We start from the raw sequence: 22,751 nt of genomic DNA on the forward strand, positions 1-22,751 counted from the left end.
CGCGTTCACGCCGCCCCATGCGCCCGCTGCCCGCCGTCATCTTCATGAGCCGCTGGCTGCAGGTGCCGCTCTATCTCGGCTTGATCGTCGCCCAGGGCGTGTATGTGGTGCTGTTTCTGAAGGAAGTCTGGCATCTGGTCACAGCGTCGATGACTCTCGACGAAACCAACATCATGCTCGTGGTGCTGGGTCTCATCGACGTGGTCATGATCTCGAACCTGCTTATCATGGTGATCATCGGCGGATATGAGACCTTTGTGTCGCGGCTCGGTGTCGAAGGTCATCCTGACGAACCGGAATGGCTCGATCACGTGAACGCGGGCGTGCTGAAGGTGAAGCTCTCGATGGCGCTCATCAGCATCTCGTCGATCCATCTGCTTAAGACGTTCATCAGCCCGGACCAGAACACGACGCACGCGATCATGTGGCAGGTGATCATCCACGTCGCGTTCCTGATTTCCGCGCTCGTGATGGCGTTTGTCGACCGCCTCACCACGCACACGCATCCCACTCATTTTCAGGAACCCGCGGATTTGCAGCCGCTGGGTTCCGCCGGTTCCTCTCCCCTGAAAGCGCACGACTGACCGCATAGCCTGCGAACAGAAAGAAGCGCACTGTCCCCACCGAGCTTAGCCATGACCGTCATCAAACAGGAAGATCTGATCCAGAGCATTGCTGATTCGCTTCAGTACATCAGCTACTACCATCCGCTCGACTACATCCAGGCGCTCGGCCGCGCATACGAACTCGAACAGAGCCCGGCCGCGAAAGACGCCATCGCGCAGATCCTCACCAACAGCCGCATGTGCGCCGAAGGCAAGCGCCCGATCTGCCAGGACACCGGCATCGTCACGGTGTTCGTGAAGGTGGGCATGGACGTGCGTTGGGACGGCGCGACGATGAGCGTCACGGACATGATCAACGAAGGCGTGCGCCGCGGTTATCTGAATCCCGACAACGTGCTGCGCGCGTCGATCGTGAGCCCGCCCGAAGGCGCGCGCAAGAACACGAAAGACAACACGCCGGCGGTGATTCACTACGAGATCGTGCCGGGCGACAAGGTCGACGTGCAGGTTGCGGCCAAGGGCGGCGGCTCGGAGAACAAATCGAAGTTCGCCATGCTCAATCCGTCGGATTCGATCGTCGACTGGATTCTGAAGACCGTGCCGACCATGGGCGCAGGCTGGTGTCCGCCGGGCATGCTTGGCATCGGCATCGGCGGCACGGCTGAGAAAGCCATGCTGATGGCAAAAGAATCGCTGATGGACCCGATCGACATTCAGGACGTGATCGCACGCGGCCCGCAAGACTGGATCGAGGAACTGCGCGTCGAACTGCATGAGAAGGTCAACGCGCTCGGCATCGGCGCACAAGGTCTCGGCGGTCTCGCCACCGTGCTCGACGTGAAGATCATGGCCGCGCCGACGCACGCCGCGTCCAAGCCGATCGCGATCATTCCGAACTGCGCGGCCACGCGTCACGCTCACTTCACGCTGGACGGCTCGGGCGTCGCGAAGCTCGAAGCGCCGTCGCTCGACGCATGGCCGAAGGTGCAGTGGGAGCCGAACACGGAAACCAGCAAGCGCGTCGATCTGAACACGCTGACGCCAGAAGAAGTCGCCGCATGGAAGCCGGGCCAGACGCTGCTGCTGTCGGGCAAGATGCTGACGGGCCGCGACGCCGCGCATAAGCGCATCGCCGATATGCTGGCGAAGGGCGAAAAGCTGCCGGTCGACTTCACGAATCGCGTGATCTACTACGTCGGCCCGGTCGATCCGGTGCGCGACGAAGCAGTTGGTCCGGCAGGCCCGACCACGGCCACGCGCATGGACAAGTTCACCGAGACGATGCTCGCGCAAACCGGCCTCATTTCGATGATCGGCAAGGCCGAGCGCGGACCGGTCGCAATCGAGGCAATCAAGAAACACAAGGCCGCGTATCTGATGGCCGTGGGCGGCGCCGCTTATCTCGTGTCGAAGGCGATCCGCAGCGCGAAGGTGCTGGCATTCGAAGACCTCGGCATGGAAGCGATCTACGAGTTCGATGTGCAGGACATGCCGGTCACGGTCGCGGTCGATTCGAACGGCACTTCGGTGCACCAGACCGGCCCGAAGGAATGGCAGGCAAAGATCGGCAAGATTCCGGTCGCAACGGTCTGATTGGCCGCCTGACGCGTCAAGCGTACTGAGAAGCCGGGGCCGCGGTCCCGGCTTTTTTCATGGGCGGCATGCGTCACATGCAAAGCCGGGAACCGCGTCAAGATGTTCTGTTCTCTTGGCTTTTTCAGGCATGGCGTTTATTGTTGTTGAAAAATTGAAGTCCCCACCAAGGAAAGATCATGCAAGGCGACAAGAAAGTTATCGAGTATCTCAACGCCCAGTTGAAGAATGAATTGACCGCGATCAACCAGTACTTCCTGCACGCGCGGATGTACAAGCATTGGGGTCTCGAGAAACTCGGCAAGCATGAATACGACGAGTCGATCGGCGAAATGAAACACGCCGACTGGCTGATCGAACGGATTTTCATGCTTGACGGTCTGCCGAATCTGCAAGACCTGCACAAGCTTCTGATCGGCGAGGAAACCAAAGAGATTCTCGAATGCGACCTGAAGCTCGAGCAGATTTCGCAGAGCACCTGCAAGGAAGCTATTGCGTATTGCGAATCAGTTCGCGATTTCATCTCGCGTGAAATCTTCGTGAAGATTCTCGACGACACGGAAGAGCACATCGACTGGCTCGAAACGCAACTCGACCTGATCGACAAGGTCGGCATTCAGAATTACCAGCAAACCGCGATGGGCTCGGTGGAGTCCTAAGCGGATCGCATCGCAAGGCCACGCACCGGCGCATGAGCTTCTGACTATTCATTCGGGATAGCATGCGCCGCGCTGGCGATATACTTGGCCGCTTCCCTTTCCCCGCTTTGCCTGACCGTCGCGCCGCGCGTCCCGATCGCCCATGCCAGCAGAATCGCCGTCTTCGAATGCATCAATCGCTCGGTCGAGCGTCGCTTCGCGCGCGCCCGTCGGCATTTTCGACTCGGGTCTCGGCGGCTTGTCGGTGTTGCGGGCGGTTCGGGCTCAATTGCCCGACGAGGCGCTGCTGTACGTCGCCGATTCGTTGTACGCGCCCTACGGCGAGCGCGACGACGACTTCATCGCGGACCGGACACTCGCCATCGGCGAGTGGCTCGCGAGGCAAGGCGCGAAGGCGCTGATCGTGGCCTGCAACACGGCGACCGCGCAATCCATCGCGCTGGTTCGCGAAAAGCTGAGCATCCCGCTTGTCGGCGTCGAGCCGGGCATCAAGCCCGCCGCGCTGCAATCGAAAACGCGCGTGGCGGGCGTGCTCGCCACCCAGGTCACGTTGCGCAGCGCCCGTTTTCAGGCGCTGCTCGAGCGCTACGCGGCCGATTGCCGCTTCATCTGTCAGCCCGGTCACGGGCTCGTGCAGGCCGTCGAGCGCTGCGACGTCGGTTCGGCGGAGTTGCGCGCGCTGCTCGCAAGCTATCTTCAGCCGATGCTCGCCGCCGGCGCCGATACCCTCGTGCTCGGCTGCACACACTATCCGTTTCTCGATGCGGCGATCCGCGACATCGTCGGCGACCGGATGGCGTTGATCGACACGAGCGTGGCGATTGCCCGCCAACTCGAGCGCGTGCTCGAACAGCACGGCGTGCGCGCAACGCCCGAAACGGCAGGCGCCCCGCCGCCGCGCTTTTATTCCACCGACAACGGCACGCATCTGCGGCAGCTTGTCGCGACGCTGCTGAACATGGACGCGCAGGTCGAGCGCGTGCTGATTCCGTCGCGCCGTACCGCTGCGCTCTCGTCGCAGCCGGCCTAGCGCCCTTTCGGCGCGGTTTCCGACGCCGTTTCTGACGCCACTTCCGACGCCACCGCGCGCGTTTTTATGCGGTTTAAGCACCCTCCGCTGCGCCGCGCGCCGCCAGCCCGCGCCGTCGCGTCATAGTCGAAACCCTTCTAAGAGTCTGGTTTTGTTACAAAAAACCACCTGAGACGCTTGCCAAACCGGCCAAACAAAATGATAATAATTCGCATTAACGTTAGCTATGACGCCCGCCATGATTGTCTGTGTCTGCAAGTCTGTTTCTGACCGAAAGATCCGTGCCTCGATCGCGGAAGGCGTTGACTCGTTCGACGAGCTGCAATTTGAGCTCGGCGTCGCCACCTGCTGCGGCAAATGCGCGGACTCGGTGCGCGACGTGATGATGCAAAGCGGCGTGTGCTCGAGCCGCTGCGGCTTCGAGCATCAGCAGGCCATGCCGGTGACGTTTTACGAACGCAAGGCGGCTTAAGGCAAGTTCACGACACGCGGCGCGAGGCGCACAAAAGCACCTGCGCCGTCTTGTTGCCGCACTGCCCCCGCCGCTTCGCGTTGAGATGCGTTTTTGATGCTCATCTTTCGGCGCTTTCGAGCGCTTTTTATTTAGTCCACTGCCGTCAGCAAGCCAGTATTCCTGCCAGCCAGCGACCCGCTCACCCGTCAAAGGAGCCCGAGATGGAATTGCTGATTGGTTTCGTGACCACATTGTGTATTTCGCTGCTGATCTTCCGAACATGACGAAGTATTGTCAGGCGTGCTGCATCGACAGCGCGCCGCCACGCTAACATGCAGGCTTCGCATACCGTTTCAGCCGGCGCCGCACCGGCTTGGTCCAACCGAATGAATCCCCGCGTCCTGACCGCGACCGCCTTGGTCGCGGCGGTTCACGTCGCGTTGCTCGCCGTGATCCTGACACTGCGTCACGACCCGGTGCAGCCCGCGCTCGAGTCGCGCGTGATGACCGCGCAATTGCTGCCGCCCGCGCCGGTTGCCGCGCCGGCCGCGGTGCAGTCGGTCGCGCCGCCGCCGCCCACGCCCACGCCGCCGGTCCACAGCAAGCCGAAGGTGCAGCCCAAGCCGACGCCGAAGCCTACTCCCGCGCCGCTGCGCGAGGCGCCTGCGCCGTCGCCCGTGACGGTCGCGCCACCGGAGCCGGCCGCGCCTGCCGCTCCCGCCGCGCCGCCGACGCCTGCCGCACCGGCCGCGCCCGCGATCGGTCGTCAGACGATGGAAATCTCTGCGCCGAAGAACGTCTCGCACCTCGACTGCAACATCGCGAAGCCCGACTACCCGGCGCTGTCGCGGCGCCGCGGCGAAACCGGCACCGCCTATGTGAAGTTCGTGGTCGGCCTGACGGGCAAGCTCGAGAACATCGAATTGAAGAAGAGCAGCGGCTTCAGCCGTCTCGACGACGCCGCGCTCGCCGCCGCGCATGCGAGCGCGTGCAAGCCCTATCTCGAGGACGGCCAGCCCATTCGGGCCGCCTACACCCAGCCTTACAACTTCAATCTCGAAGATTGAAGCGGATTTCAAAATAAAGGAATTGCAATGCAAAACTACGGATTGGCGCACGTCTGGGCGCAAGGGGATTTCGTCACGCGCGGCATCGCGCTCGCGCTGCTGGTGATGTCGGTGATGTCGTGGAGCGTGATCGTCATCAAGGGATGGAACGTGATGCGGCTGAACCGCCTCACGAAGAACGCGGAGCAGGCGTTCTGGCATTCGGACGATCTCGCCGACGGCGTGAAGAAGCTCGGCGCCGGCGCGTCGACGCCGCAAGACAATCCGTTCCTCGCGCTCGCGCTGTCGGGCCAGGAAGCCGCCGATCATCACCATCAGACACAGCCGCATCTGCATGACCGGATGGATGTGTCGGACTGGGTCACGCGTTGCCTGAAGGACACCATGGACGAAAGCGTCGCGCGCATGCAAAGCGGTCTCGCGATTCTCGCGTCGATCGGCAGCACGGCGCCGTTCGTCGGCCTGTTCGGCACCGTGTGGGGCATCTATCACGCGCTGCTCGCCATCGGCGCGAGCGGCCAGTCGTCGATTGACCAGGTGGCCGGGCCGGTCGGCGAAGCGCTCATCATGACCGCGTTCGGTCTCTTCGTTGCGATTCCGGCCGTGCTCGGCTATAACGCTCTCACGCGTGCCAACAAGGCGATCGTGGCGAAGCTGAGCCGCTTCGCGCATGGCCTGCACGCATTCTTCGTGACGGGCGCGCGCCTGTCGTCGACCAAGCGCGACGGCCTGCGTCTCGCCGCTCGCGCCAATTAAAGTGCACTGAACGACGAGGCACACCGATGGCAATGAGCCCCTTCGCCGGCGACGATGACGACGGCCTGATGAACGAAATCAACATGACGCCGCTCGTCGACGTCATGTTGGTTCTCCTGATCGTTTTCATGGTGACGATTCCCGTGATCCGTCACGCGGTGAAAATCGATCTGCCGCATGCAAGCAGTCAGAAAGAAGACACGAAGCCCGCGCAAGTCACCGTCGCGGTCGACGCGGACGGCAATGTTCTGTGGAACGACAAGAAGGTCGACGAAGCGCAGTTGAGCGCGAAAATTGCAGAGGCCGCGCAGGCGAATCCGCAGCCGGAACTGCATCTCGACGCGGATCGTAAAGTGCCTTACGAAAAGGTCGCGCAGGTGATGTCGGCCGCGCAGGCAGGCGGCCTGACGAAGATCGGTTTCGTTACGCAGCCCAAGGGCAAGTGAGCGCTTTGAAACGCTGGCCGATCGCGGCCGGCATCGTCGGAAAATGAAGAAAAGCCCTTGAAACAGGGGCTAAAAAGTAAAAGGCCTTCATCGTCGGATGAAGGCCTTTTTTTGTGCGCGCTCGGCGCCTTCGGGCGGCGGGATCATTTGCCTTCGGTCGAAGACTGCTGGCTCGGATCACCGCATGCGACAGCCGTGCTCGACACGGACAGCGCGGTCAGCCCTATCAGGCTCGCTATGATAGCGGCCATGAGTTTTCGCATAAGAGACTCCTTAGCGAAGGGATTTCAATATAGCGCCGTGAGCTCGCGCATTCAAGCAAACGCTGATTGAAAGTACTCATGACAGGCCACGCTTCAATGCTAAAAACGATGCCGCACAGCGCGCGATCTGCTAGGGCGACACCGCCGCCGCAGTTCGCGAGACGGGCCGCTCGGCCGGCGCCGGGCATTCGGGCAAGATGTGCTTGCCGTCATCGGGATCGAGCATCTCGACCAGATAATCGACGAAAGCGCGCACGGCCGGCACCATCCCCTGCCGCGACACGAATACGGCGTACAACTGCGGCGCCGGAAAGGTCCAGCCCGGCATGACCGGCGACAATTGCCCGGTGCGCAACGGGGCGCCGTACATCATCTCCGGCAACGCGGCGATGCCGACGCCGCACAGCACGGCTTCGCGAATCGTCGACAGATCGGCGGTCACGAGACGCGGCTCGTGTTCGTGCACGTGACGGCTGCCGTCGGGCGCGATCAGGTGGTAGACGTGGCGGCCGTCGGTCGTCGGCACATCGAGCGTTTCGAAGCGCGCCAGATCGTTCGGCTGCAACGGCGGCGCGTTCTGCTGCAGCAAGCTCGGCGCGCCCACCAGCATCTGCTGCGTACGCCACAGCGGACGCACGACGATATTGGCGTTTTCCGGCGGATCGGAGCGCACGCGCAATGCGACGTCGATCGAATCTTCGAACAGATCGACGACGCGGTTCGTTACGCGCATGACGACCCGCACTTCGGGATACCGATGCATGAATTCCGGCAGGATCGTCGACAGAATGGTCTGCGAGACCGTGACGGGCACGCTCACGCGAACGGTGCCGCGCGGCGACGAGCGTAATTGCTGCACGACGTTCACGGCCGCCTGCGCTTCGCTCAGCATCGCCTGGCAATGCTGGTAGAAAAGCTGGCCGGCTTCGGTGAGCGCGAGCTTACGTGTCGAGCGCTGCAGGAGCCGCACGCCAAGCGACGCTTCGAGCTCGGTCAGGCGGCGCGACAGGCGCGATTTGGAGATGCCCAGCACGCGCTCGGCGGCGGAAAAGCCGCCATGTTCGACGACCTGCGAGAAATACATCAGGTCGTTCAGGTTGTGTGAATCGATCTTCATCTATCGTTCCAGTAATAGAACAATCCATTGCGTGGCGGCGGCTGGCGCCCCGAAAAACGGTCCCTATAATAGCCCTATGTTTCAAAAACAACGCTATTCCCGAATTTTCGAGGTGACATTGATGAGCACGACACGCACGATCGAACGCACGTTTCCCGCCGTTCGCACGACTGAAGGTGGCGGCTTCGTCGTTCACCGCCCTTTTCCCACCCGCATGCTGATGGACTTCGATCCGTTCCTGCTGCTCGACGAAATGGGACCGATCGACTACGCGCCCGGCGAAGCCAAGGGCGCGCCGGACCATCCGCACCGCGGCTTCGAAACCGTGACGTATGTGCTCGAAGGCCAGTTCGGCCACAAGGATTCCGCAGGCCACTCGGGCACGCTGCAGGCCGGCGACGTCCAGTGGATGACCGCCGGCGCGGGCGTCGTGCATAGCGAAATGCCTGACCCGTCGTTCGTGCGTACCGGCGGACGCGTGCATGGCCTGCAACTGTGGGTGAATCTGCCGCGACGCGACAAGATGATCGCGCCGCGTTACCAGGACGTGCCGTCGGCGAAGATTCCGGTGGCGACTTCCGCGGACGGCAAGGTTCGCGTGAAGGTGATTGCGGGCGAGGCGCTCGGCGTGAAAGCCGCCGTCGAAACGCGCACGCCGATTCTTTATCAGCACTTTTCGCTGCAGCCGGGCGCGACGATTCGTCAGCCGGTGCCGGCCGACTATCGCGTGTTCGCGTATGGCCTGTCGGGCAAGGGCTTTTACGGCGAAGACGAAGCGCGCCAGGAAATCGACGCGCGCAAGATGGTGGTGTTTAGCGACGACGGCGACGCGGTCACGCTGACAGCGGGCGCGGAACCGCTCGAGGTATTGCTGCTCGGCGGCGTGCCGTTGAAGGAGCCCGTGGTGCGTTACGGTCCGTTCGTCATGAACACGGAAGATGAAATCCGCCAGGCGGTGGTCGATTATCAGGCCGGCCGGATGGGCGCGATCACGCATTGAACGGGCCGCGCGCGGGCGGCGCCACGCCGCGCGCGTGCAACCACAGCCACTTCTACCCAGCCTCGCGCCAAAGTACGGTGTGAGGCGGCCTCATGGCGCAAATGCCGCCGACTTCGTTCACAATAGCGATTCCTGCCGCGCGCCCGTCTCTCCGACCTTTCAGGCCATAGAACCGCCGCGCGCGGCGATTTTGGTCCCTGCATAGGAGCGCGCATGGCAGAAGCCACCGTCACCGCCCATATCGGTTCGACGAATTATCAGGTCCATTTCGACGACGGCAAGCACACGTGGCTCGCCGACGAACCCGAATCGCTCGGCGGCGGCGATCGCGGCCCCACGCCGGTCTCGCTGCTGCTGTCGAGCCTCGGCGCGTGCACGTCGGTCACGCTGAAAATGTACGCGCAACGCAAAGAGTGGCCGCTCGACGAAGTGCACGTCACGCTGAACATCGAAACCGGCGACGAAGGCTCGACCATCGACCGCAAAATCACGCTGCACGGCGAACTGTCCGACGAACAGCGGGAACGGCTCTTGCAAATTGCCAATGCGTGTCCGGTTCACAAGATCCTCACGCGCTCGATCACGATCCGTTCCGGTCTGACCGTCGCGTGACTTGCGAACGGCCCGGCAAGCGCGTAGCCGGCCGTGTTGAGTTAACGCTTGCAGCGCTTGCAACGCTTTCATAGGATGCTGTCGTCTTGAATTTCGAACACCTTATCCAGATCAACGATCCGTTGAACCCGTTTGTCGACTCGATGACCCGCGAGCAGTTGTGGGAAGGGCTCGTGCTGCGCGCCGAACAGCCGCAACTGTTCGTGATCGGACTCGACAGTTGCACGATTCTTTCGCGCGAAGGCAACACGCTCGAACGCGAGCTGCACTACGGCCAGGCGACGGTCCGCGACCGCGTCACGCTGCACGAAAGCCAAAGCGTGCGCTACGACATCCTGCCGACGGCGGATTACGTCGGCGGCTCGCTGACCATGACCATCGAACAGCCGGACGAGCTGCAGCTATTCTTGCGCTTCGAATACGCGACCACGCTGCCCGTGTCCAACGACCAGGACGCCGTGCAGACGCAGGAGATCGTGAAGTCCGCGTATCGCGAGAACGACATCGACACCGTGCGGTTAATCCGTCAGTTCGTGCAGGCAAAACAGGAGCCGGGTTCGCTGCACTGACTCGCCGTAGCCAACGTGAGTCGACGGCCGGAGCCGCGCTGGCGAGTTGCAGCGGGCGGAAGCCGTACCTTCGGTTGCAACCAAAGGCGCGGCGCCTCGCACCGCCGCGACCGCGTCCAGGCCGCAACCCGCGCTGTACCACCCACCTCCCCCGACTATCGAAACGCTGACCCGATGAATTTCTGCCCCTTGTAAATAGGAATGGTTATCATTTAGAATTCATCCATTGAATCAAGCAACGGCAAAGACGAATGACCGATACCACTCGCCCTACCACGCTCAGCCTGCGCCGTTCGGCTGCCGCGCTGACCAGCCGTCCGAAATCGGCGGCGGTCACATCGACGGCTGCGGTCAGGCCCGCTGCCAGCCGAGCGAACGAATCGGCGGAAACGGGCGAGCGCGTGTTGCGCAGCGACGCTTTGCTGCAAGGACACAGTCACATCAGCATCGTGCACAACGGCGAGACGTACCAGTTGCGCGCCACGCGTCTCGGCAAGCTGATTCTGACGAAGTAACGACGAACCGGATTTCAGTACCAGGTATTGTGGGGACCACCTCCTCGAGAGGTGTTGGGCATTAGCCAGCCACGACGGCTTGCACGTGAGAACTAGACCCCTTCGTGCAGACACCAAGCCAGCCGTCGCAGCCAGCCAGGCCGCTTTTTTCGGTTCCCGCCGACGCGCGCACGAAACGCCGTGCACGGTCATGCCAATGAAAAAGCCGTGGAGATGAGGTCATCTCCACGGCTTTTGTTTTTGCGGCCGACGATTCGAGATCGAGGCGAACGGGACGGATTGCCCGAAAGACTCGTCTACTTCGACGCCCAGCCCCAGAACATCAACCACCACGCGCTATCCACCACGGCCAGTGCCGCGATGAACCACAGCATCGCAAGACCGCGCCGCACGAAGTGCTCGCTGTAACGTCGCGTGACGAGCCATGCGAGCCACGCGCTCCACACGTTCGCAATGGCAAGAATCGCGATGCGCACGTCCGATGCCCACCACAACGGCACATGCTCGGCGCGCAGCAGCGACAGCGTGGTCGCGGACAAACCCAGAAACACGCCGGCCCCGGCAAGCGGAATCAGCCCTTGCGTCAGATGATGCAGACGCACGCTGCTGAAACGTCCGAGCGTGCGCGTCGCGCCCACCATCAGAACGAGCAGCGCGGTGCCGTAGACGAGCGCCGTCGCGAGGATATAGCCGATCACCATCGTGCCGTCGAGCCACGAGAACACGTCGTTCTGTTCCGGGTAATGCGTGAACAGGAACCACGGCGCATTGGTCTGCAGCGGCCAGGTGATGTCGCGATCCACGAGCCAGGTCGCGAAGAACATCTTCAGGTCGATGAACCAGCGCGAAGCTGTCCAGTGAAATGCGCCGATCGCGATGCCGAGCAGGCCGTACAGAATCAGCGCGGTGTCCCACACGTTCGCCTGCTTGTCGCCGAGTTGCACGACTTCCGACGACGGCGCGCGCCACGTCAGCGCAATCGCGTCGCGGTGGCCACTGCAACGGCCGCACATGTGGCAGTCGGACGCGCCCTTCATGTTGCGCAACGGCACGAGCGGCGCGCAATTGATCGGAATCACGCGATGCCCGTGCTCGCCGTTCTTGTACGAACGGCGCCACGCGTCTTCATCGACCTTGTAGTGGAACGGCGCGAGGCGCGCCAGAAGCGAGAAAACCCCGTTCACGGGGCAGAGGTATTTGCACCAGACGCGCTTCTCGCGCCCGTAAAGCAGGCCGATGACGATAGCCGCGAGCGTCGAGCCGCCGAGCACCAGCAGCACCGCTTTCGGATACTGGTACACGCTCACCATCTGACCATAAATGGTCGTGATGCCGAACGCGACGAACGGCCAGCCGCCCCAGCGCATCCAGTGCGGAATCGCCCTGCCGCGGCCGTGCTTGCTGGCGAACTCCGCGAGCGCGCCTTCCGGACACAGCACGCCGCACCAGACGCGTCCGAGCATCACCATCGACAGCAGCACGAACGGCCACCAGATGCCCCAGAACACGAACTGCGCGGCAAGCGTCAGGTTGTTCCACAAATGCGCGCTGTCGTCGGGCAGCGGCATCACCGCCGGCACGACGATCAGCAGCGCATACACCGCGACCACGACCCACTGGATGCCGCGGATCACGGAACCGTGCCGCTGCATCCACTGCCCCGCCGCGGCGAGCCGCCCCGGACGGGTCATCAACGTACTCATGCTGCGCGCCCTGCGGCCTGCTGCGCCGGCTTGCGGTTCGCGCGCCGCAGCAGCAGATAGACGACCGCCCAGTACACCGCATACGCGATCAGGTTCATCAGCGCCGGATGCGCGCGATAGCCGGTGAGCGTGGCGACCAGCGAGCCGAAGGTGCTCGAATCGTCGAGAATGCCCGATGTATTCCACAACTGGTCGACGATGGTCGGCAGGACTTCCTTGTCGATGAGCTTGTCGACGCCCGTCTGAAACAGACCCGCGCCCAGGAACAGCAGCATGATTTCCGTGACGCGGAAAAAGAGCCGCCACGAGAAGACCTTGCCGCCCAACTGCAGCACGTAGAACGTGAGGAGCGCGAGCGCGAGGCCGATCAGCACCGCAAGCATCTGCGCGCCGTCCACATGACCCGACTGGCCGAAGCCGAGGCCGTACAGGAAAATCACCGTCTCGCTGCCTTCACGCGCGATGGCGAGTGCGACGAGCAGCGCCACGCCCCACCAGTTCGAGTCGCGCTGGCTTTGTTGCAGCGAGCGTTCCATGTCGCGCTTGAGCGAGCGGCCGTGCTGCTTCATCCACAGCACCATTTGCACGATCAGCACGCAGGCGACCAGCACCATCGCGGTCTGGAAGTAGTCCTGCGCGTCGCCGGACAGCACTTCGGTGAAGCCGACGAGCGCCGCGCCGAGCGCCACCGCCGCAATCAGGCCGGCCACGACGCCGCCCCACAGGTACGGCAAACCGCGGCGCGCGTCGTCGTCGCCATTTTTCAGCCACGCGTACAGAATGCCGACGACCAGCAACGCCTCGACACTTTCCCGCCACACAATGAATAGAATCTGACCCATCAAGCACTCCCTTCTGCACTGCCACTGCTGTCGCTGGCGACGGCGGGCCGGGTGCCCCGCGTCCGCCTCGCCAGCACCGCTACTTCGCGACGATCACGCCCTGCGCCTGCTGGTGAAAATCGTCGAAAAACTTGTACTCGCCCGGCGAGAGCGGAGCGATCACCACGAACGAATCGGCGCCCGGCGCGAGGACTTTTTCCTTGCGCAACTGGACGCTTTCGAATTCGGCCGCACCCTTGCCCGTATTGCGCACTTCGATCTTGATGCGCTGCCCTGCCGGCACTTCGATGCGCGCCGGCGTCAGCTTGCCGTCGTTCATTTCGAGCTTGAAGGTGAGCAGATCGGCTGCCTGAGCCGCGCCCGCCAGCAGAATCGACGATGCCAGGACTGCGATCTTTCGGTTGATTCTCATTGGTGTTTCCAGAAAACGCGGCGCGAGGCATGACTCCACGCGCCGCCTGCTGCATTCACTCGCATTCACTCATTTGCCACGGATGGCTCGCATACTGCGATGCGACCCGCTGCGGCAAAGCGTGGAGATCAGTACCCGCCCTTCTTGCCGATGCCGGCGAACGTGAAGTCGTATTCAAGCGTGAACGGTTTGAACCACGGACCCACGCCGGTTTCCTTGTCGACGTGACGGCCGAACGCCATGTGGCCGGTTTGCATCGGCGCTTCGACGGTCAGCTTCAGGTGATATTTGCCCGGGCCTTGCAGCTTGACGTTGTCGCCGTAGTGCGGGCCGTCGTTGGCGACCATCGCCATCAGATCGCCCTTTTGCGTGTCCTTCGAACCGGCCTTCGTCAGTTCGTAACGCACTTGCAGATACGGCATCCAGTCGCCTTCCGCGAAACCGGTCGGATTGTTCTTGACTGCGTGGATGTCGGCTTCCAGGTGGATGTCCGAGTCCGACGCCTTGCGCATCATGCCTTCGGGCTCCATCGTGATCGGCTGCAGATACACCGCGCCGATTTCCATGCCGCCCTGAATCTGCTGCTTGCCGATCGGATACTCTGCCGCCGTTGCCGACAGCGCCGCGACGGCCGCCGCCGCTGCAACCCCAGCGCGCACAAATGAAGAAATCCGCATTGAAACTCCTTGTTTTTATCTGACTCGATTCGATCCCATTGGAACAGTGCGTCGGACAACCAACCGAAGCAGATCGCATATTTGAACGTTAATGCGAACCATTCTCAATATTGGGCGAGTTTATCATTGTTCGCTTGCCGGAACAAATACGAACGCACGCGAAGCCTTATGGCAGCAGGGTCTTAAGGGTGTCTTAAGAAACGACGTGTGGGAGATGGCAGGCGGGCCAAGCCGCCTTTTCGGATGTAAGAACAGGACGCGGCGGATTGCCGCGCCTTGTCCTTGTCCTTGCTTTGGGCCGCCGCGTGATTTATTCGACGCCCGATACGTGATCGCCGACATTCGCCCCGAACACGCGCTGCCGCAGCAACGCAAGCTGGTCGCGCGTCTGGGCCGCTTTCTCGAACTCGAGGTTCTTCGCGTGCTCCATCATCTGCTTTTCGAGGCGCTTCAGTTCCTTGGCAAGCTGCTTCTCGGACATGTCCTCGAACTTGGCGCGCGTTTGCTGCTCTTTCAGTTCGGCGCGCGCGTCGTCGACGTTGTACACGCCGTCGATAATGTCGCGGATGCGCTTCACCACGCCGCGCGGCGTGATGCCGCGCTCGAGGTTGAAGGCGATCTGCTTCGCACGCCGCCGCTCGGTTTCGTCGATCGCGCGGCGCATTGAGTCCGTCACCTTGTCCGCGTACAGAATCGCCTTGCCGTTCACGTTACGCGCCGCCCGGCCGATCGTCTGGATCAGCGAGCGTTCGGCGCGCAGGAAACCTTCCTTGTCGGCGTCGAGAATCGCGACGAGCGACACTTCCGGAATGTCCAGACCTTCGCGCAGCAGGTTGATACCGACGAGCACGTCGAACGTGCCGAGCCGCAAGTCGCGGATGATTTCGACGCGCTCGACCGTGTCGATGTCGCTGTGCAGATAGCGCACCTTGACGCCGTGGTCGGCGAGAAACTCCGTCAATTGCTCGGCCATGCGCTTGGTCAGCACGGTGACGAGCACGCGGTCGCCCGCCTTCACGCGCTCGTTGATTTCGGCGAGCACGTCGTCCACCTGGCTGCGCGCCGGGCGCACCTCGATTTCCGGGTCAACGAGTCCGGTCGGGCGCACGAGCTGCTCGGCCACCTGGCCCGCGGTCTTCTTTTCGTAGTCCGCGGGCGTGGCCGACACGAACACGACCTGGCGCATCTTGCGCTCGAACTCGTTGAACTTCAGCGGCCGGTTGTCGAGCGCGGACGGCAGACGGAAACCGTAGTCGACCAGATTTTCCTTGCGCGCGCGGTCGCCGTTGTACATGCCGTTCAACTGGCCGATCAGCACATGCGACTCGTCGAGCAGCATGATCGCGTCTGGCGGCAGGTAATCGACCAGCGTAGGCGGCGGCTCGCCGGGCGCCGCGCCGGAAAAGTGCCGCGAGTAATTCTCAATGCCTTTGCAGAAACCCAGCTCCTGCAGCATTTCCAGGTCGAAACGGGTGCGCTGTTCGAGCCGCTGCGCTTCAACGAGCTTGCCCTGGCTATAGAAGAACTCCAACCGCTCGCGCAACTCGGCCTTGATGGTTTCCACTGCTCGCACAACCGTATCGCGCGGCGTCACGTAATGCGACGACGGGTACACGGTGAAGCGCGGAATCTTCTGACGCACACGGCCGGTAAGCGGATCGAACAGTTGCAGCGTTTCCACTTCGTCGTCGAACAATTCCACGCGCACCGCCATTTCCGCATGCTCGGCCGGGAAAATGTCGATGGTGTCGCCGCGCACGCGGAACGAGCCGCGCTGGAAGTCGGCTTCGTTGCGGTTGTACTGCATCGCGATCAGCCGCGCGATGATGTCGCGCTGGCCGAGCTTGTCGCCGGTGCGCAGCGTGAGAATCATCTGGTGGTATTCGGACGGATTACCGATACCGTAAATGGCCGACACGGTCGCGACGATCACCACGTCGCGCCGCTCCATCAGGCTCTTGGTGGCCGACAGCCGCATCTGCTCGATATGCTCGTTGATCGACGAGTCTTTCTCGATGAACAGGTCGCGCTGCGGCACGTACGCTTCCGGCTGATAGTAGTCGTAGTACGAGACGAAGTACTCGACCGCGTTGCGCGGAAAGAACTCGCGGAACTCCGAGTAAAGCTGCGCGGCGAGCGTCTTGTTCGGCGCGAACACGATAGCCGGACGGCCGAGCCGCGCGATGGTATTGGCCATCGTGAAGGTCTTGCCCGAGCCGGTCACGCCGAGCAGCGTCTGGAACGAGAGACCGTCCTCGATGCCTTCGACGAGCGTCTCGATTGCCGTCGGCTGGTCGCCGGCGGGCGGATATGGCTGGTAGAGCTGAAACGGCGAGCCTTCGAAGCGGACGAATTTGGATTCGTCGAGCGTATCTTCGGCTTCGGTCAGATGTTGTTCGGACATGGGACGGCAGCGCCTTGGGCAAAAAACTATTCTAACGGGTTGCGGAAAGTCGGATCGGGCACGGACTGCACGGATCCGCGTAGGACGGCAGCGGCGCGAGAACAGTCCGTCTTGCATTTAGCGGCGCCCTGCCTGTTTTTCAAGCAAATGAGCCCGCCAACGGGCGCTATCGTCCGAAAAACGTTCGCAGATTCGTTACAATGCGAAGTTGCGCTCGCTTGCCTCTGTCCGCGTTTTGCGTCATCCGGCGTTTGCGTTTTGCATCAGACGCAGCCGGCACGGTCGCGCATGCTCGTAGCCGCCCTCTTTTCACTACTGCTGGCCACCCACCATGTCTCTGTTCTCCGCCGTCGAACTTGCTCCCCGCGACCCGATTCTGGGCCTGAACGAAGCCTTTAACGCCGACCCGCGCCCCACCAAGGTCAATCTCGGCGTTGGCGTGTATTTCAACGAAGAAGGCAAGATTCCGCTGCTGCGCGCCGTGCGCGACGCGGAAAAGGCGCGTGTCGAAGCTGCGCTGCCGCGCGGTTATCTGCCGATCGAAGGTATCGCCGCCTACGACGCAGCCGTGCAAAAGCTGCTGCTCGGCAACGATTCGCCGCTGATCGCCGCGGGCCGCGTCGTGACGGCGCAAGCGCTGGGCGGCACGGGCGCGCTGAAGATCGGCGCGGACTTCCTGAAGCGGCTGAACCCGAACGGCAAGGTCGCGATCAGCGATCCGAGCTGGGAAAACCACCGCGCGCTCTTCGAAGCCGCGGGCTTCGACGTGGTCTCGTATCCGTACTACGACGCGCATACGCACGGCGTGAATTTCGACGGCATGCTGAGCGCGCTCAACAGCTATGCCGCGGGCACGGTCGTCGTGCTGCATGCGTGCTGCCACAACCCGACGGGCGTCGACCTGAGCGTCGAGCAGTGGAAGCAGATCGTCGAAGTCGTCAAGGCGCGCAACCTGGTGCCGTTCCTCGACATCGCCTATCAGGGTTTCGGCGACAACATCGAAGCTGACGCTGCGGCTGTGCGCCTCTTCGCCGCGTCGGAATTGAACGTGTTCGTGTCGTCGTCGTTCTCGAAGTCGTTCTCGTTGTACGGCGAGCGTATCGGCGCACTGTCCATCATCACGGGCAGCAAGGAAGAAGCCACGCGCGTGCTGTCGCAACTCAAACGCGTGATCCGCACGAACTACTCGAACCCGCCGACGCATGGCGGCTCGGTGGTCGCCGCGGTGCTCGCGTCGCCGGAACTGCGCGCCACGTGGGAAACGGAACTCGCTGAAATGCGCGACCGCATTCGCGCGATGCGCAACGGTCTGGTCGAGCGCCTGAAAGCGAGCGGCGTGGATCGCGACTTTAGCTTCGTCAATGCGCAGCGCGGTATGTTCTCGTACTCGGGTCTGACGGCGCCGCAAGTCGACCGTCTGCGCGAAGAGTTCGGCATTTATGCGGTGGGCACGGGCCGCATCTGCGTGGCCGCGTTGAACACGCGCAACCTCGACGTGGTGGCCAACGCCGTTGCGCATGTGTTGAAGTAAAGCTTTTTGCAAAGCGCGCTTAGGTGCGCTTTTATTGAAGCTGAATATGAAACGGCGCCCCATGAAGGGCGCCGTTTCTGTTTGCGGCTCAGAACTTGCCGACTCGCCTGTCAGCGCCCGTCGCGATGAATGTCGTGCGTGACGAAACCCGCGTCGTTATCCGGCATGGCAAGCCAGTCCGGTTGCGAAAGCGAATGACGGATGTCGTCCAGCCCGCTTTGCCAATGCTCACGCATGGTCGACAAGCCGAACTGGAAGTCCTTGTAGTGCCCTTCGTACTCCTTCTGCCGGTAGATGAGATGGATCACGTTGTAGCGCTTCGAGCACGATAGATCTTCCGCGAGCTTGCACCAGGGGTCGTCGCGCTGGTCCGGCGACACACGGTCCAGCACCTCGCGCAGCACGTGCCGGAAACGTTGCGAGCGTTGCAGCATGTCGGTCACGAGACGAGTGCGGCTCGAATACTGAATGTCTTTCATGCGCCCCTGCACGTCGGTGATGCTGTCCGGCACCGGCCCGATTGCGCTCCACAGATCGACCTGAAACGCGAGCGTGTCGCGCCGCGGCGTGGTCTGCATCACCTCGTAGAGCGGCGTATTCGACATCAGCCCGCCGTCCCAGTAGTACTGGCCGTCGATTTCCACCGCCGCGAAGCCAGGCGGCAACGCACCGGACGCCATGAAGTGCTCGGCCCTCAGCGTGGTGTGCGTATTGTCGAAATACGCGAAATTGCCCGTGCCGCAATTGACCGCGCCCACGGACACACGCATTTCCCGCGAGTTGATGCGGTCGAAATCGCACAGGCTTTCCAACGTGGCTTTGAGCGGCGCCGTGTCGTAATAGCTCGCCGCCTGAGGCGGTCCCGACACCGTTGGCAAAGGCGGCGGAAAGCGCGGCACAAAGAAGCCCTTTTGTCCCTCGACGAGTGCGCCGAGCGCCTGCGTCGCCGTGAACGCTTTACGCACGGCGTCGCTCGAGTTGAAGAACGCATGCTCGATAAACGCCGGCAGCGGCAAACCGAACGCCGGTTGACAGATGGTCTCCCAGAATTGCAGCAGCCGTTCCACCCGCTTTTCCGGCGGATTGCCCGCGATGATGGCGGTATTCAACGCGCCGATGGAAATGCCCGCCAGCCAGTTCGGCTCAATGCCGGCTTCGTGAAGCCCCTGAAAAACGCCGGCCTGATACGCGCCCAATGCACCGCCGCCCTGCAGCGTGAGCGCGATGGTTTCGTAGTCCGGCACTTGAATGCGCGAGCCCGGAGCCGTGGCGGACGCCGCGCCGGCGCCCGCACCTCCCTCATTGCCCGGCACGCCCAGACGCGCCTGCTTGAGATTGCGTTGCGCCATGACGCCTCCTTATTGCATGTACCAGCCGTGGCTCACAATGAAGGATTGACCCGTCAGTGCCGCCGTGGGGAAAGTCGAGAGGAACAGCACGGTTTGCGCGACGTCTTCGACGGTGGTGAAAATACCGTCGACGGTGCCGCCGAGCATCACGCGCTTGACGACTTCTTCTTCACTGATGTTCAGTTCCTTCGCCTGCTCGGGAATCTGCTTGTCGACAAGCGGCGTGCGCACGAAGCCGGGACACACGACATGCGAACGCACGTTGTGTTTCGCGCCTTCCTTGGCGAGCACGCGCGCGAGCCCGAGCAGCGCATGCTTGGCCGTCACGTAAGCGGACTTGAGCGGCGACGCCTCGTGCGAGTGCACCGAGCCCATGTAGATCACGATGCCGCCGCGATCGTCCTTGTACATGTGCTTGAGCGCTGCCTTCGTGGTCAGGAAGGCGCCGTCCACGTGAATCGCCTGCATCTTTTTCCAGTCGGAGAACGAGTAGTTCTCGATCGGATTGACGATCTGAATGCCGGCATTGGAAATAAGAATGTCGACGGAGCCCAGCTCGGCCGCCACTTTGTCGATGCCCTGGTTGACGGCGTCTTCGTTGGTGACGTCCATGGCGATGCCGATCGCCTTGCCGCCGCCCTTCCTGATTTCTTCAGCGACGGCGTTCGCGCCGTCCTGATTCAGATCGGCGATCGCGACAGCCGCGCCCGCTGCCGAAAGGGTCAACGCAATCTGCTTGCCGATGCCGCTCGCGGCGCCGGTAACCACCGCGACCTTGCCATTCAGATTTGTGTTCAGTGACGACATCCAGAACCTCCATGCAGTTGATGAGCAATGAGACCACGAGCCGCGCGCAGCGTGAAGTCAGCCGAACGGCTTAGGCGCCGATTACGCGCGCATAGGCGCGCATAGGCCTTCTCCTATACCGTTCGGCCGAATGTTGCACTGCGGCCAATCCTGCTATTGTGCATGAACCGTATGGAATCGATCGGTAAAAAGCACGCCCAGGCTTATGTATTTAAACTAGGCGTTCCGCCAGGATTCCGGTCGCTTCACTATCGAGGAGAATTGCATGAATTATCGGCGTTTAGGTCGCTCGGGCCTGCAGGTCAGCGAACTGTCCATCGGCTCGTGGGTCACGTACGGCAATCAGGTCGATCATCGCGCGGCGCGCGAATCGCTCGCGGCCGCGCGCGACGCGGGCGTCAACTTCTTCGACAACGCGGAGGTCTACGCCGGCGGCAAATCCGAAGAGATCATGGGTCAGGCGCTCAAGGAACTGGCATGGCCGCGCGTGAGCTATGTGGTGTCGACCAAGTTTTTCTGGGGACTGCAGGAAGCGCCCAATCAGTACCACACGCTGAACCGCAAGTATCTGCTCAACGCAATCGATTCATCGCTCGCACGTTTGCAGCTCGACTATGTCGATCTGGTGTTCTGCCATCGCCCGGACCCAAACACGCCGGTCGAAGAAACGGTATGGGCAATGAGCGACATGATCACGCGCGGCAAGGCGTTGTACTGGGGCACGTCCGAGTGGAGCGCGGACGAAATCCGCGCTGCTTACGAGATTGCGGAGCGGCATCATCTGCATAAGCCGGTCATGGAGCAGCCGCAATACAACCTGTTTCATCGCAAGCGCGTGGAGCAGGAATACAAGCGTCTTTACGAAGATATCGGCCTTGGGCTGACCACGTGGAGTCCGCTCGCGTCCGGCCTTCTGACCGGCAAGTATCGCAACGGCGTGCCCGCGGAAAGCCGCGCGCAATTGCAAGGTTACGACTGGCTGCGCAAACAGGTCACCGATGAAGGCAAGAACAATGTGGTCGGCAAGCTCGGCGAAGTGGCCGACGAACTCGGCTGCACGGTCGGCCAGCTTGCAATTGCGTGGGTTCTGAAGAATCCGCATGTCAGCACTGTGATTACCGGCGCATCGCGCGTCGAGCAGATCGGCGAGAACATGAAGTCCGCCGAGCTCGCCGAGCGGATCACGCCGGAGATCAAGGAGCGGATCGAAGGCATTATCGGCGACGCGTACGACTGACAGCGCTGCGGGAACCGCGCCGGTTGCGCGGCCACGGCAAAAGCGTGGCCGGCGCACGGTGCATCGGCTGGTGTGAAGCGCACACCAGGCAAATCACCGTGCGGCGCGGTGCCCGGCGTCGCGTACAATACGCGACCGCGCTGCACTCCGGCGCTCGTTGCCGCCGTGCCGCCGTGCCGCCGTATTGCATCCGCATTGCATCCGCATCGCCGGTTCCAGCCTGGAACGGCACGCCTCTTTCAGCGTCTCCTCATATGCTCAGCTACCGCCACGCCTTTCATGCAGGCAATCACGCCGACGTCCTCAAACACGCGGTCGTGTTGCAGCTATTGCGCTATCTCGGCCAGAAGGACAAAGCCTACTGGTATATCGACACGCATGCCGGCGCGGGCGTCTATTCGCTGAAGGAAGGCTACGCCGTCAAGACGGGCGAGTTCCAGACAGGTATCGCAAAGCTGTGGGAGCGCAACGATCTACCGCCGCTCTTCGCCGATTATGTCGATGAAGTCGCCGCACTCAATTCCGACGGCCAGTTGCGCTTCTATCCGGGTTCGCCGTACATCGCGTGGCGGCAACTGCGCGAGCAGGACCGCATGCGTCTGTTCGAGCTGCACAGCACCGAAATCGACGTGTTGCGCCACAACTTCCGCGATGCGGGCCGTCGCGCGATGCTATACGCAGGCGACGGTTTCGACGGCATTCTCGCGCTGCTCCCGCCAGCGCCGCGTCGCGCGCTGGTGCTGCTCGATCCGTCATATGAAGACAAGCGCGATTACACGCGCACGCTTCGTTGCGTCGAAGAGAGTCTGAAGCGCTTTCCGACCGGCACGTACGCGGTCTGGTATCCGCAGGTGAGGCGCCCGGAATCGCAGCGCTTTCCGGAGCAGCTAAAAAAGCTGCAGGACCGCAACTGGCTGCACGTCAGCCTGACTGTCAGCAATCCGCCGGAAGACGGTTTTGGTCTGTTCGGCAGCGGCATGTTCATCCTGAATCCGCCGTACACGCTGCACAAAATGCTGAAGGATCAGATGCCTTGGCTGGTGAGCGCGCTCGGCGAGGACAAGGCCGCGCAGTTCAAGGTGGAATATCGCGGCGATTGAATTCCGGCTGGGCGCGCGCGGCCCGCAGTTGACGGCGCGCTC

Annotated in this window: 23 protein-coding genes; 15 read left to right on the plus strand and 8 right to left on the minus strand. The window is 62.4% G+C overall.

What is annotated here, in order from left to right; genetic code table 11:
• Positions 1 to 17 precede the first annotated feature (17 nt).
• From C8K18_RS31065 to C8K18_RS31100, 8 genes are all read left to right on the plus strand, one after another.
• Positions 18 to 584: a TIGR00645 family protein gene (locus tag C8K18_RS31065; RefSeq protein WP_006051184.1), complete on the plus strand. Its 567-nt coding sequence runs from the start codon at positions 18 to 20 to the stop codon at positions 582 to 584.
• Between the two features lie 51 nt (positions 585 to 635).
• On the plus strand, positions 636 to 2,159 hold the full coding sequence (locus C8K18_RS31070; RefSeq protein WP_006051185.1) for a fumarate hydratase: 1,524 nt from the start codon (positions 636 to 638) through the stop codon (positions 2,157 to 2,159).
• A gap of 179 nt (positions 2,160 to 2,338) precedes the next feature.
• Complete coding sequence (bfr, locus tag C8K18_RS31075; protein ID WP_006051186.1) at positions 2,339 to 2,818, plus strand: bacterioferritin; 480 nt, start codon at positions 2,339 to 2,341, stop codon at positions 2,816 to 2,818.
• A 142-nt stretch (positions 2,819 to 2,960) separates the two neighbouring features.
• Positions 2,961 to 3,848 (plus strand): glutamate racemase, encoded by an 888-nt coding sequence (gene murI / locus C8K18_RS31080; protein WP_107710873.1) that lies wholly within the window; start codon positions 2,961 to 2,963, stop codon positions 3,846 to 3,848.
• A 238-nt stretch (positions 3,849 to 4,086) separates the two neighbouring features.
• On the plus strand, positions 4,087 to 4,320 hold the full coding sequence (locus tag C8K18_RS31085; RefSeq protein ID WP_029972066.1) for a bacterioferritin-associated ferredoxin: 234 nt from the start codon (positions 4,087 to 4,089) through the stop codon (positions 4,318 to 4,320).
• A 314-nt stretch (positions 4,321 to 4,634) separates the two neighbouring features.
• Positions 4,635 to 5,369 carry an energy transducer TonB gene (locus C8K18_RS31090; RefSeq protein WP_107710874.1) on the plus strand — a complete coding sequence of 245 codons (735 nt, stop codon included), beginning with the start codon at positions 4,635 to 4,637 and terminating at the stop codon, positions 5,367 to 5,369.
• Between the two features lie 27 nt (positions 5,370 to 5,396).
• Positions 5,397 to 6,125: a MotA/TolQ/ExbB proton channel family protein gene (locus tag C8K18_RS31095; protein ID WP_006051190.1), complete on the plus strand. Its 729-nt coding sequence runs from the start codon at positions 5,397 to 5,399 to the stop codon at positions 6,123 to 6,125.
• A gap of 26 nt (positions 6,126 to 6,151) precedes the next feature.
• A complete protein-coding gene (locus C8K18_RS31100; protein WP_006051191.1) occupies positions 6,152 to 6,571 on the plus strand; it encodes a biopolymer transporter ExbD in 420 nt (139 codons plus the stop codon).
• A gap of 393 nt (positions 6,572 to 6,964) precedes the next feature.
• Here C8K18_RS31100 and C8K18_RS31105 read toward each other — a convergent pair whose 3' ends face one another.
• Entirely contained in the window at positions 6,965 to 7,951 is a 987-nt protein-coding gene (locus tag C8K18_RS31105) for a LysR family transcriptional regulator (protein WP_053857838.1), read from the minus strand.
• A 121-nt stretch (positions 7,952 to 8,072) separates the two neighbouring features.
• Between C8K18_RS31105 and C8K18_RS31110 the strand changes: the two genes are divergently transcribed.
• From C8K18_RS31110 to hemP, 4 genes are all read left to right on the plus strand, one after another.
• Entirely contained in the window at positions 8,073 to 8,951 is an 879-nt protein-coding gene (locus C8K18_RS31110; protein WP_107710883.1) for a pirin family protein, read from the plus strand.
• 213 nt (positions 8,952 to 9,164) lie between these two features.
• Entirely contained in the window at positions 9,165 to 9,563 is a 399-nt protein-coding gene (locus tag C8K18_RS31115; RefSeq protein ID WP_029972119.1) for an OsmC family protein, read from the plus strand.
• A gap of 86 nt (positions 9,564 to 9,649) precedes the next feature.
• Positions 9,650 to 10,132 (plus strand): SRPBCC family protein, encoded by a 483-nt coding sequence (locus C8K18_RS31120; RefSeq protein WP_006053096.1) that lies wholly within the window; start codon positions 9,650 to 9,652, stop codon positions 10,130 to 10,132.
• Between the two features lie 251 nt (positions 10,133 to 10,383).
• Positions 10,384 to 10,647, plus strand: coding sequence for a hemin uptake protein HemP (hemP, locus tag C8K18_RS31125; protein ID WP_006053097.1), 264 nt, complete (start codon positions 10,384 to 10,386; stop codon positions 10,645 to 10,647).
• A 296-nt stretch (positions 10,648 to 10,943) separates the two neighbouring features.
• Here the strand turns inward: hemP and C8K18_RS31130 are convergent, their stop codons facing one another.
• The 5 genes from C8K18_RS31130 to uvrB form a co-directional block, all read right to left on the minus strand.
• On the minus strand, positions 10,944 to 12,350 hold the full coding sequence (locus C8K18_RS31130; RefSeq protein ID WP_107710875.1) for a 4Fe-4S binding protein: 1,407 nt from the start codon (positions 12,348 to 12,350) through the stop codon (positions 10,944 to 10,946).
• Complete coding sequence (locus C8K18_RS31135; RefSeq protein ID WP_029972116.1) at positions 12,347 to 13,192, minus strand: FTR1 family protein; 846 nt, start codon at positions 13,190 to 13,192, stop codon at positions 12,347 to 12,349. Before C8K18_RS31135 ends, C8K18_RS31130 begins: the two co-directional genes overlap by 4 nt.
• 79 nt (positions 13,193 to 13,271) lie before the next feature.
• Positions 13,272 to 13,604: a cupredoxin domain-containing protein gene (locus C8K18_RS31140; protein ID WP_006053100.1), complete on the minus strand. Its 333-nt coding sequence runs from the start codon at positions 13,602 to 13,604 to the stop codon at positions 13,272 to 13,274.
• Between the two features lie 128 nt (positions 13,605 to 13,732).
• Complete coding sequence (locus C8K18_RS31145; protein ID WP_006053101.1) at positions 13,733 to 14,281, minus strand: iron transporter; 549 nt, start codon at positions 14,279 to 14,281, stop codon at positions 13,733 to 13,735.
• A 310-nt stretch (positions 14,282 to 14,591) separates the two neighbouring features.
• A complete protein-coding gene (gene uvrB / locus C8K18_RS31150; RefSeq protein ID WP_029972115.1) occupies positions 14,592 to 16,685 on the minus strand; it encodes an excinuclease ABC subunit UvrB in 2,094 nt (697 codons plus the stop codon).
• Positions 16,686 to 17,016: 331 nt separating this feature from the next.
• On the opposite strand from uvrB, the gene C8K18_RS31155 reads away from it, so the two are divergent.
• On the plus strand, positions 17,017 to 18,216 hold the full coding sequence (locus C8K18_RS31155) for an amino acid aminotransferase (RefSeq protein WP_107710876.1): 1,200 nt from the start codon (positions 17,017 to 17,019) through the stop codon (positions 18,214 to 18,216).
• A 110-nt stretch (positions 18,217 to 18,326) separates the two neighbouring features.
• Here C8K18_RS31155 and C8K18_RS31160 read toward each other — a convergent pair whose 3' ends face one another.
• Positions 18,327 to 19,565 (minus strand): patatin-like phospholipase family protein, encoded by a 1,239-nt coding sequence (locus C8K18_RS31160; protein ID WP_029972113.1) that lies wholly within the window; start codon positions 19,563 to 19,565, stop codon positions 18,327 to 18,329.
• Between the two features lie 9 nt (positions 19,566 to 19,574).
• Positions 19,575 to 20,372 (minus strand): 3-hydroxybutyrate dehydrogenase, encoded by a 798-nt coding sequence (locus C8K18_RS31165; protein ID WP_006053105.1) that lies wholly within the window; start codon positions 20,370 to 20,372, stop codon positions 19,575 to 19,577.
• Positions 20,373 to 20,637: 265 nt separating this feature from the next.
• On the opposite strand from C8K18_RS31165, the gene C8K18_RS31170 reads away from it, so the two are divergent.
• Both C8K18_RS31170 and C8K18_RS31175 read left to right on the plus strand, forming a co-directional pair.
• Positions 20,638 to 21,609 (plus strand): aldo/keto reductase, encoded by a 972-nt coding sequence (locus C8K18_RS31170; protein WP_107710877.1) that lies wholly within the window; start codon positions 20,638 to 20,640, stop codon positions 21,607 to 21,609.
• Positions 21,610 to 21,863: 254 nt separating this feature from the next.
• Positions 21,864 to 22,709 (plus strand): 23S rRNA (adenine(2030)-N(6))-methyltransferase RlmJ, encoded by an 846-nt coding sequence (locus C8K18_RS31175; protein ID WP_006053107.1) that lies wholly within the window; start codon positions 21,864 to 21,866, stop codon positions 22,707 to 22,709.
• Positions 22,710 to 22,751: the final 42 nt, after the last annotated feature.

Source organism: Paraburkholderia sp. GV068 (assembly GCF_003058125.1).
GTDB lineage: Bacteria > Pseudomonadota > Gammaproteobacteria > Burkholderiales > Burkholderiaceae > Paraburkholderia > Paraburkholderia graminis.

Coding starts and splice junctions, on each gene's coding strand:
- C8K18_RS31100 (WP_006051191.1), top strand. CDS start 6,152: ATGGCAATGAGCCCCTTCGCCGGCGACGATGACGACGGCCTGATGAAC.
- C8K18_RS31130 (WP_107710875.1), bottom strand. CDS start 12,350: ATGAGTACGTTGATGACCCGTCCGGGGCGGCTCGCCGCGGCGGGGCAG.
- C8K18_RS31065 (WP_006051184.1), top strand. CDS start 18: ATGCGCCCGCTGCCCGCCGTCATCTTCATGAGCCGCTGGCTGCAGGTG.
- hemP (WP_006053097.1), top strand. CDS start 10,384: ATGACCGATACCACTCGCCCTACCACGCTCAGCCTGCGCCGTTCGGCT.
- C8K18_RS31165 (WP_006053105.1), bottom strand. CDS start 20,372: ATGTCGTCACTGAACACAAATCTGAATGGCAAGGTCGCGGTGGTTACC.
- C8K18_RS31155 (WP_107710876.1), top strand. CDS start 17,017: ATGTCTCTGTTCTCCGCCGTCGAACTTGCTCCCCGCGACCCGATTCTG.
- C8K18_RS31095 (WP_006051190.1), top strand. CDS start 5,397: ATGCAAAACTACGGATTGGCGCACGTCTGGGCGCAAGGGGATTTCGTC.
- bfr (WP_006051186.1), top strand. CDS start 2,339: ATGCAAGGCGACAAGAAAGTTATCGAGTATCTCAACGCCCAGTTGAAG.
- C8K18_RS31085 (WP_029972066.1), top strand. CDS start 4,087: ATGATTGTCTGTGTCTGCAAGTCTGTTTCTGACCGAAAGATCCGTGCC.
- C8K18_RS31115 (WP_029972119.1), top strand. CDS start 9,165: ATGGCAGAAGCCACCGTCACCGCCCATATCGGTTCGACGAATTATCAG.
- C8K18_RS31170 (WP_107710877.1), top strand. CDS start 20,638: ATGAATTATCGGCGTTTAGGTCGCTCGGGCCTGCAGGTCAGCGAACTG.
- C8K18_RS31160 (WP_029972113.1), bottom strand. CDS start 19,565: ATGGCGCAACGCAATCTCAAGCAGGCGCGTCTGGGCGTGCCGGGCAAT.
- C8K18_RS31175 (WP_006053107.1), top strand. CDS start 21,864: ATGCTCAGCTACCGCCACGCCTTTCATGCAGGCAATCACGCCGACGTC.
- C8K18_RS31145 (WP_006053101.1), bottom strand. CDS start 14,281: ATGCGGATTTCTTCATTTGTGCGCGCTGGGGTTGCAGCGGCGGCGGCC.
- murI (WP_107710873.1), top strand. CDS start 2,961: ATGCCAGCAGAATCGCCGTCTTCGAATGCATCAATCGCTCGGTCGAGC.
- C8K18_RS31105 (WP_053857838.1), bottom strand. CDS start 7,951: ATGAAGATCGATTCACACAACCTGAACGACCTGATGTATTTCTCGCAG.
- C8K18_RS31135 (WP_029972116.1), bottom strand. CDS start 13,192: ATGGGTCAGATTCTATTCATTGTGTGGCGGGAAAGTGTCGAGGCGTTG.
- C8K18_RS31090 (WP_107710874.1), top strand. CDS start 4,635: ATGCAGGCTTCGCATACCGTTTCAGCCGGCGCCGCACCGGCTTGGTCC.
- C8K18_RS31070 (WP_006051185.1), top strand. CDS start 636: ATGACCGTCATCAAACAGGAAGATCTGATCCAGAGCATTGCTGATTCG.
- C8K18_RS31140 (WP_006053100.1), bottom strand. CDS start 13,604: ATGAGAATCAACCGAAAGATCGCAGTCCTGGCATCGTCGATTCTGCTG.
- uvrB (WP_029972115.1), bottom strand. CDS start 16,685: ATGTCCGAACAACATCTGACCGAAGCCGAAGATACGCTCGACGAATCC.
- C8K18_RS31110 (WP_107710883.1), top strand. CDS start 8,073: ATGAGCACGACACGCACGATCGAACGCACGTTTCCCGCCGTTCGCACG.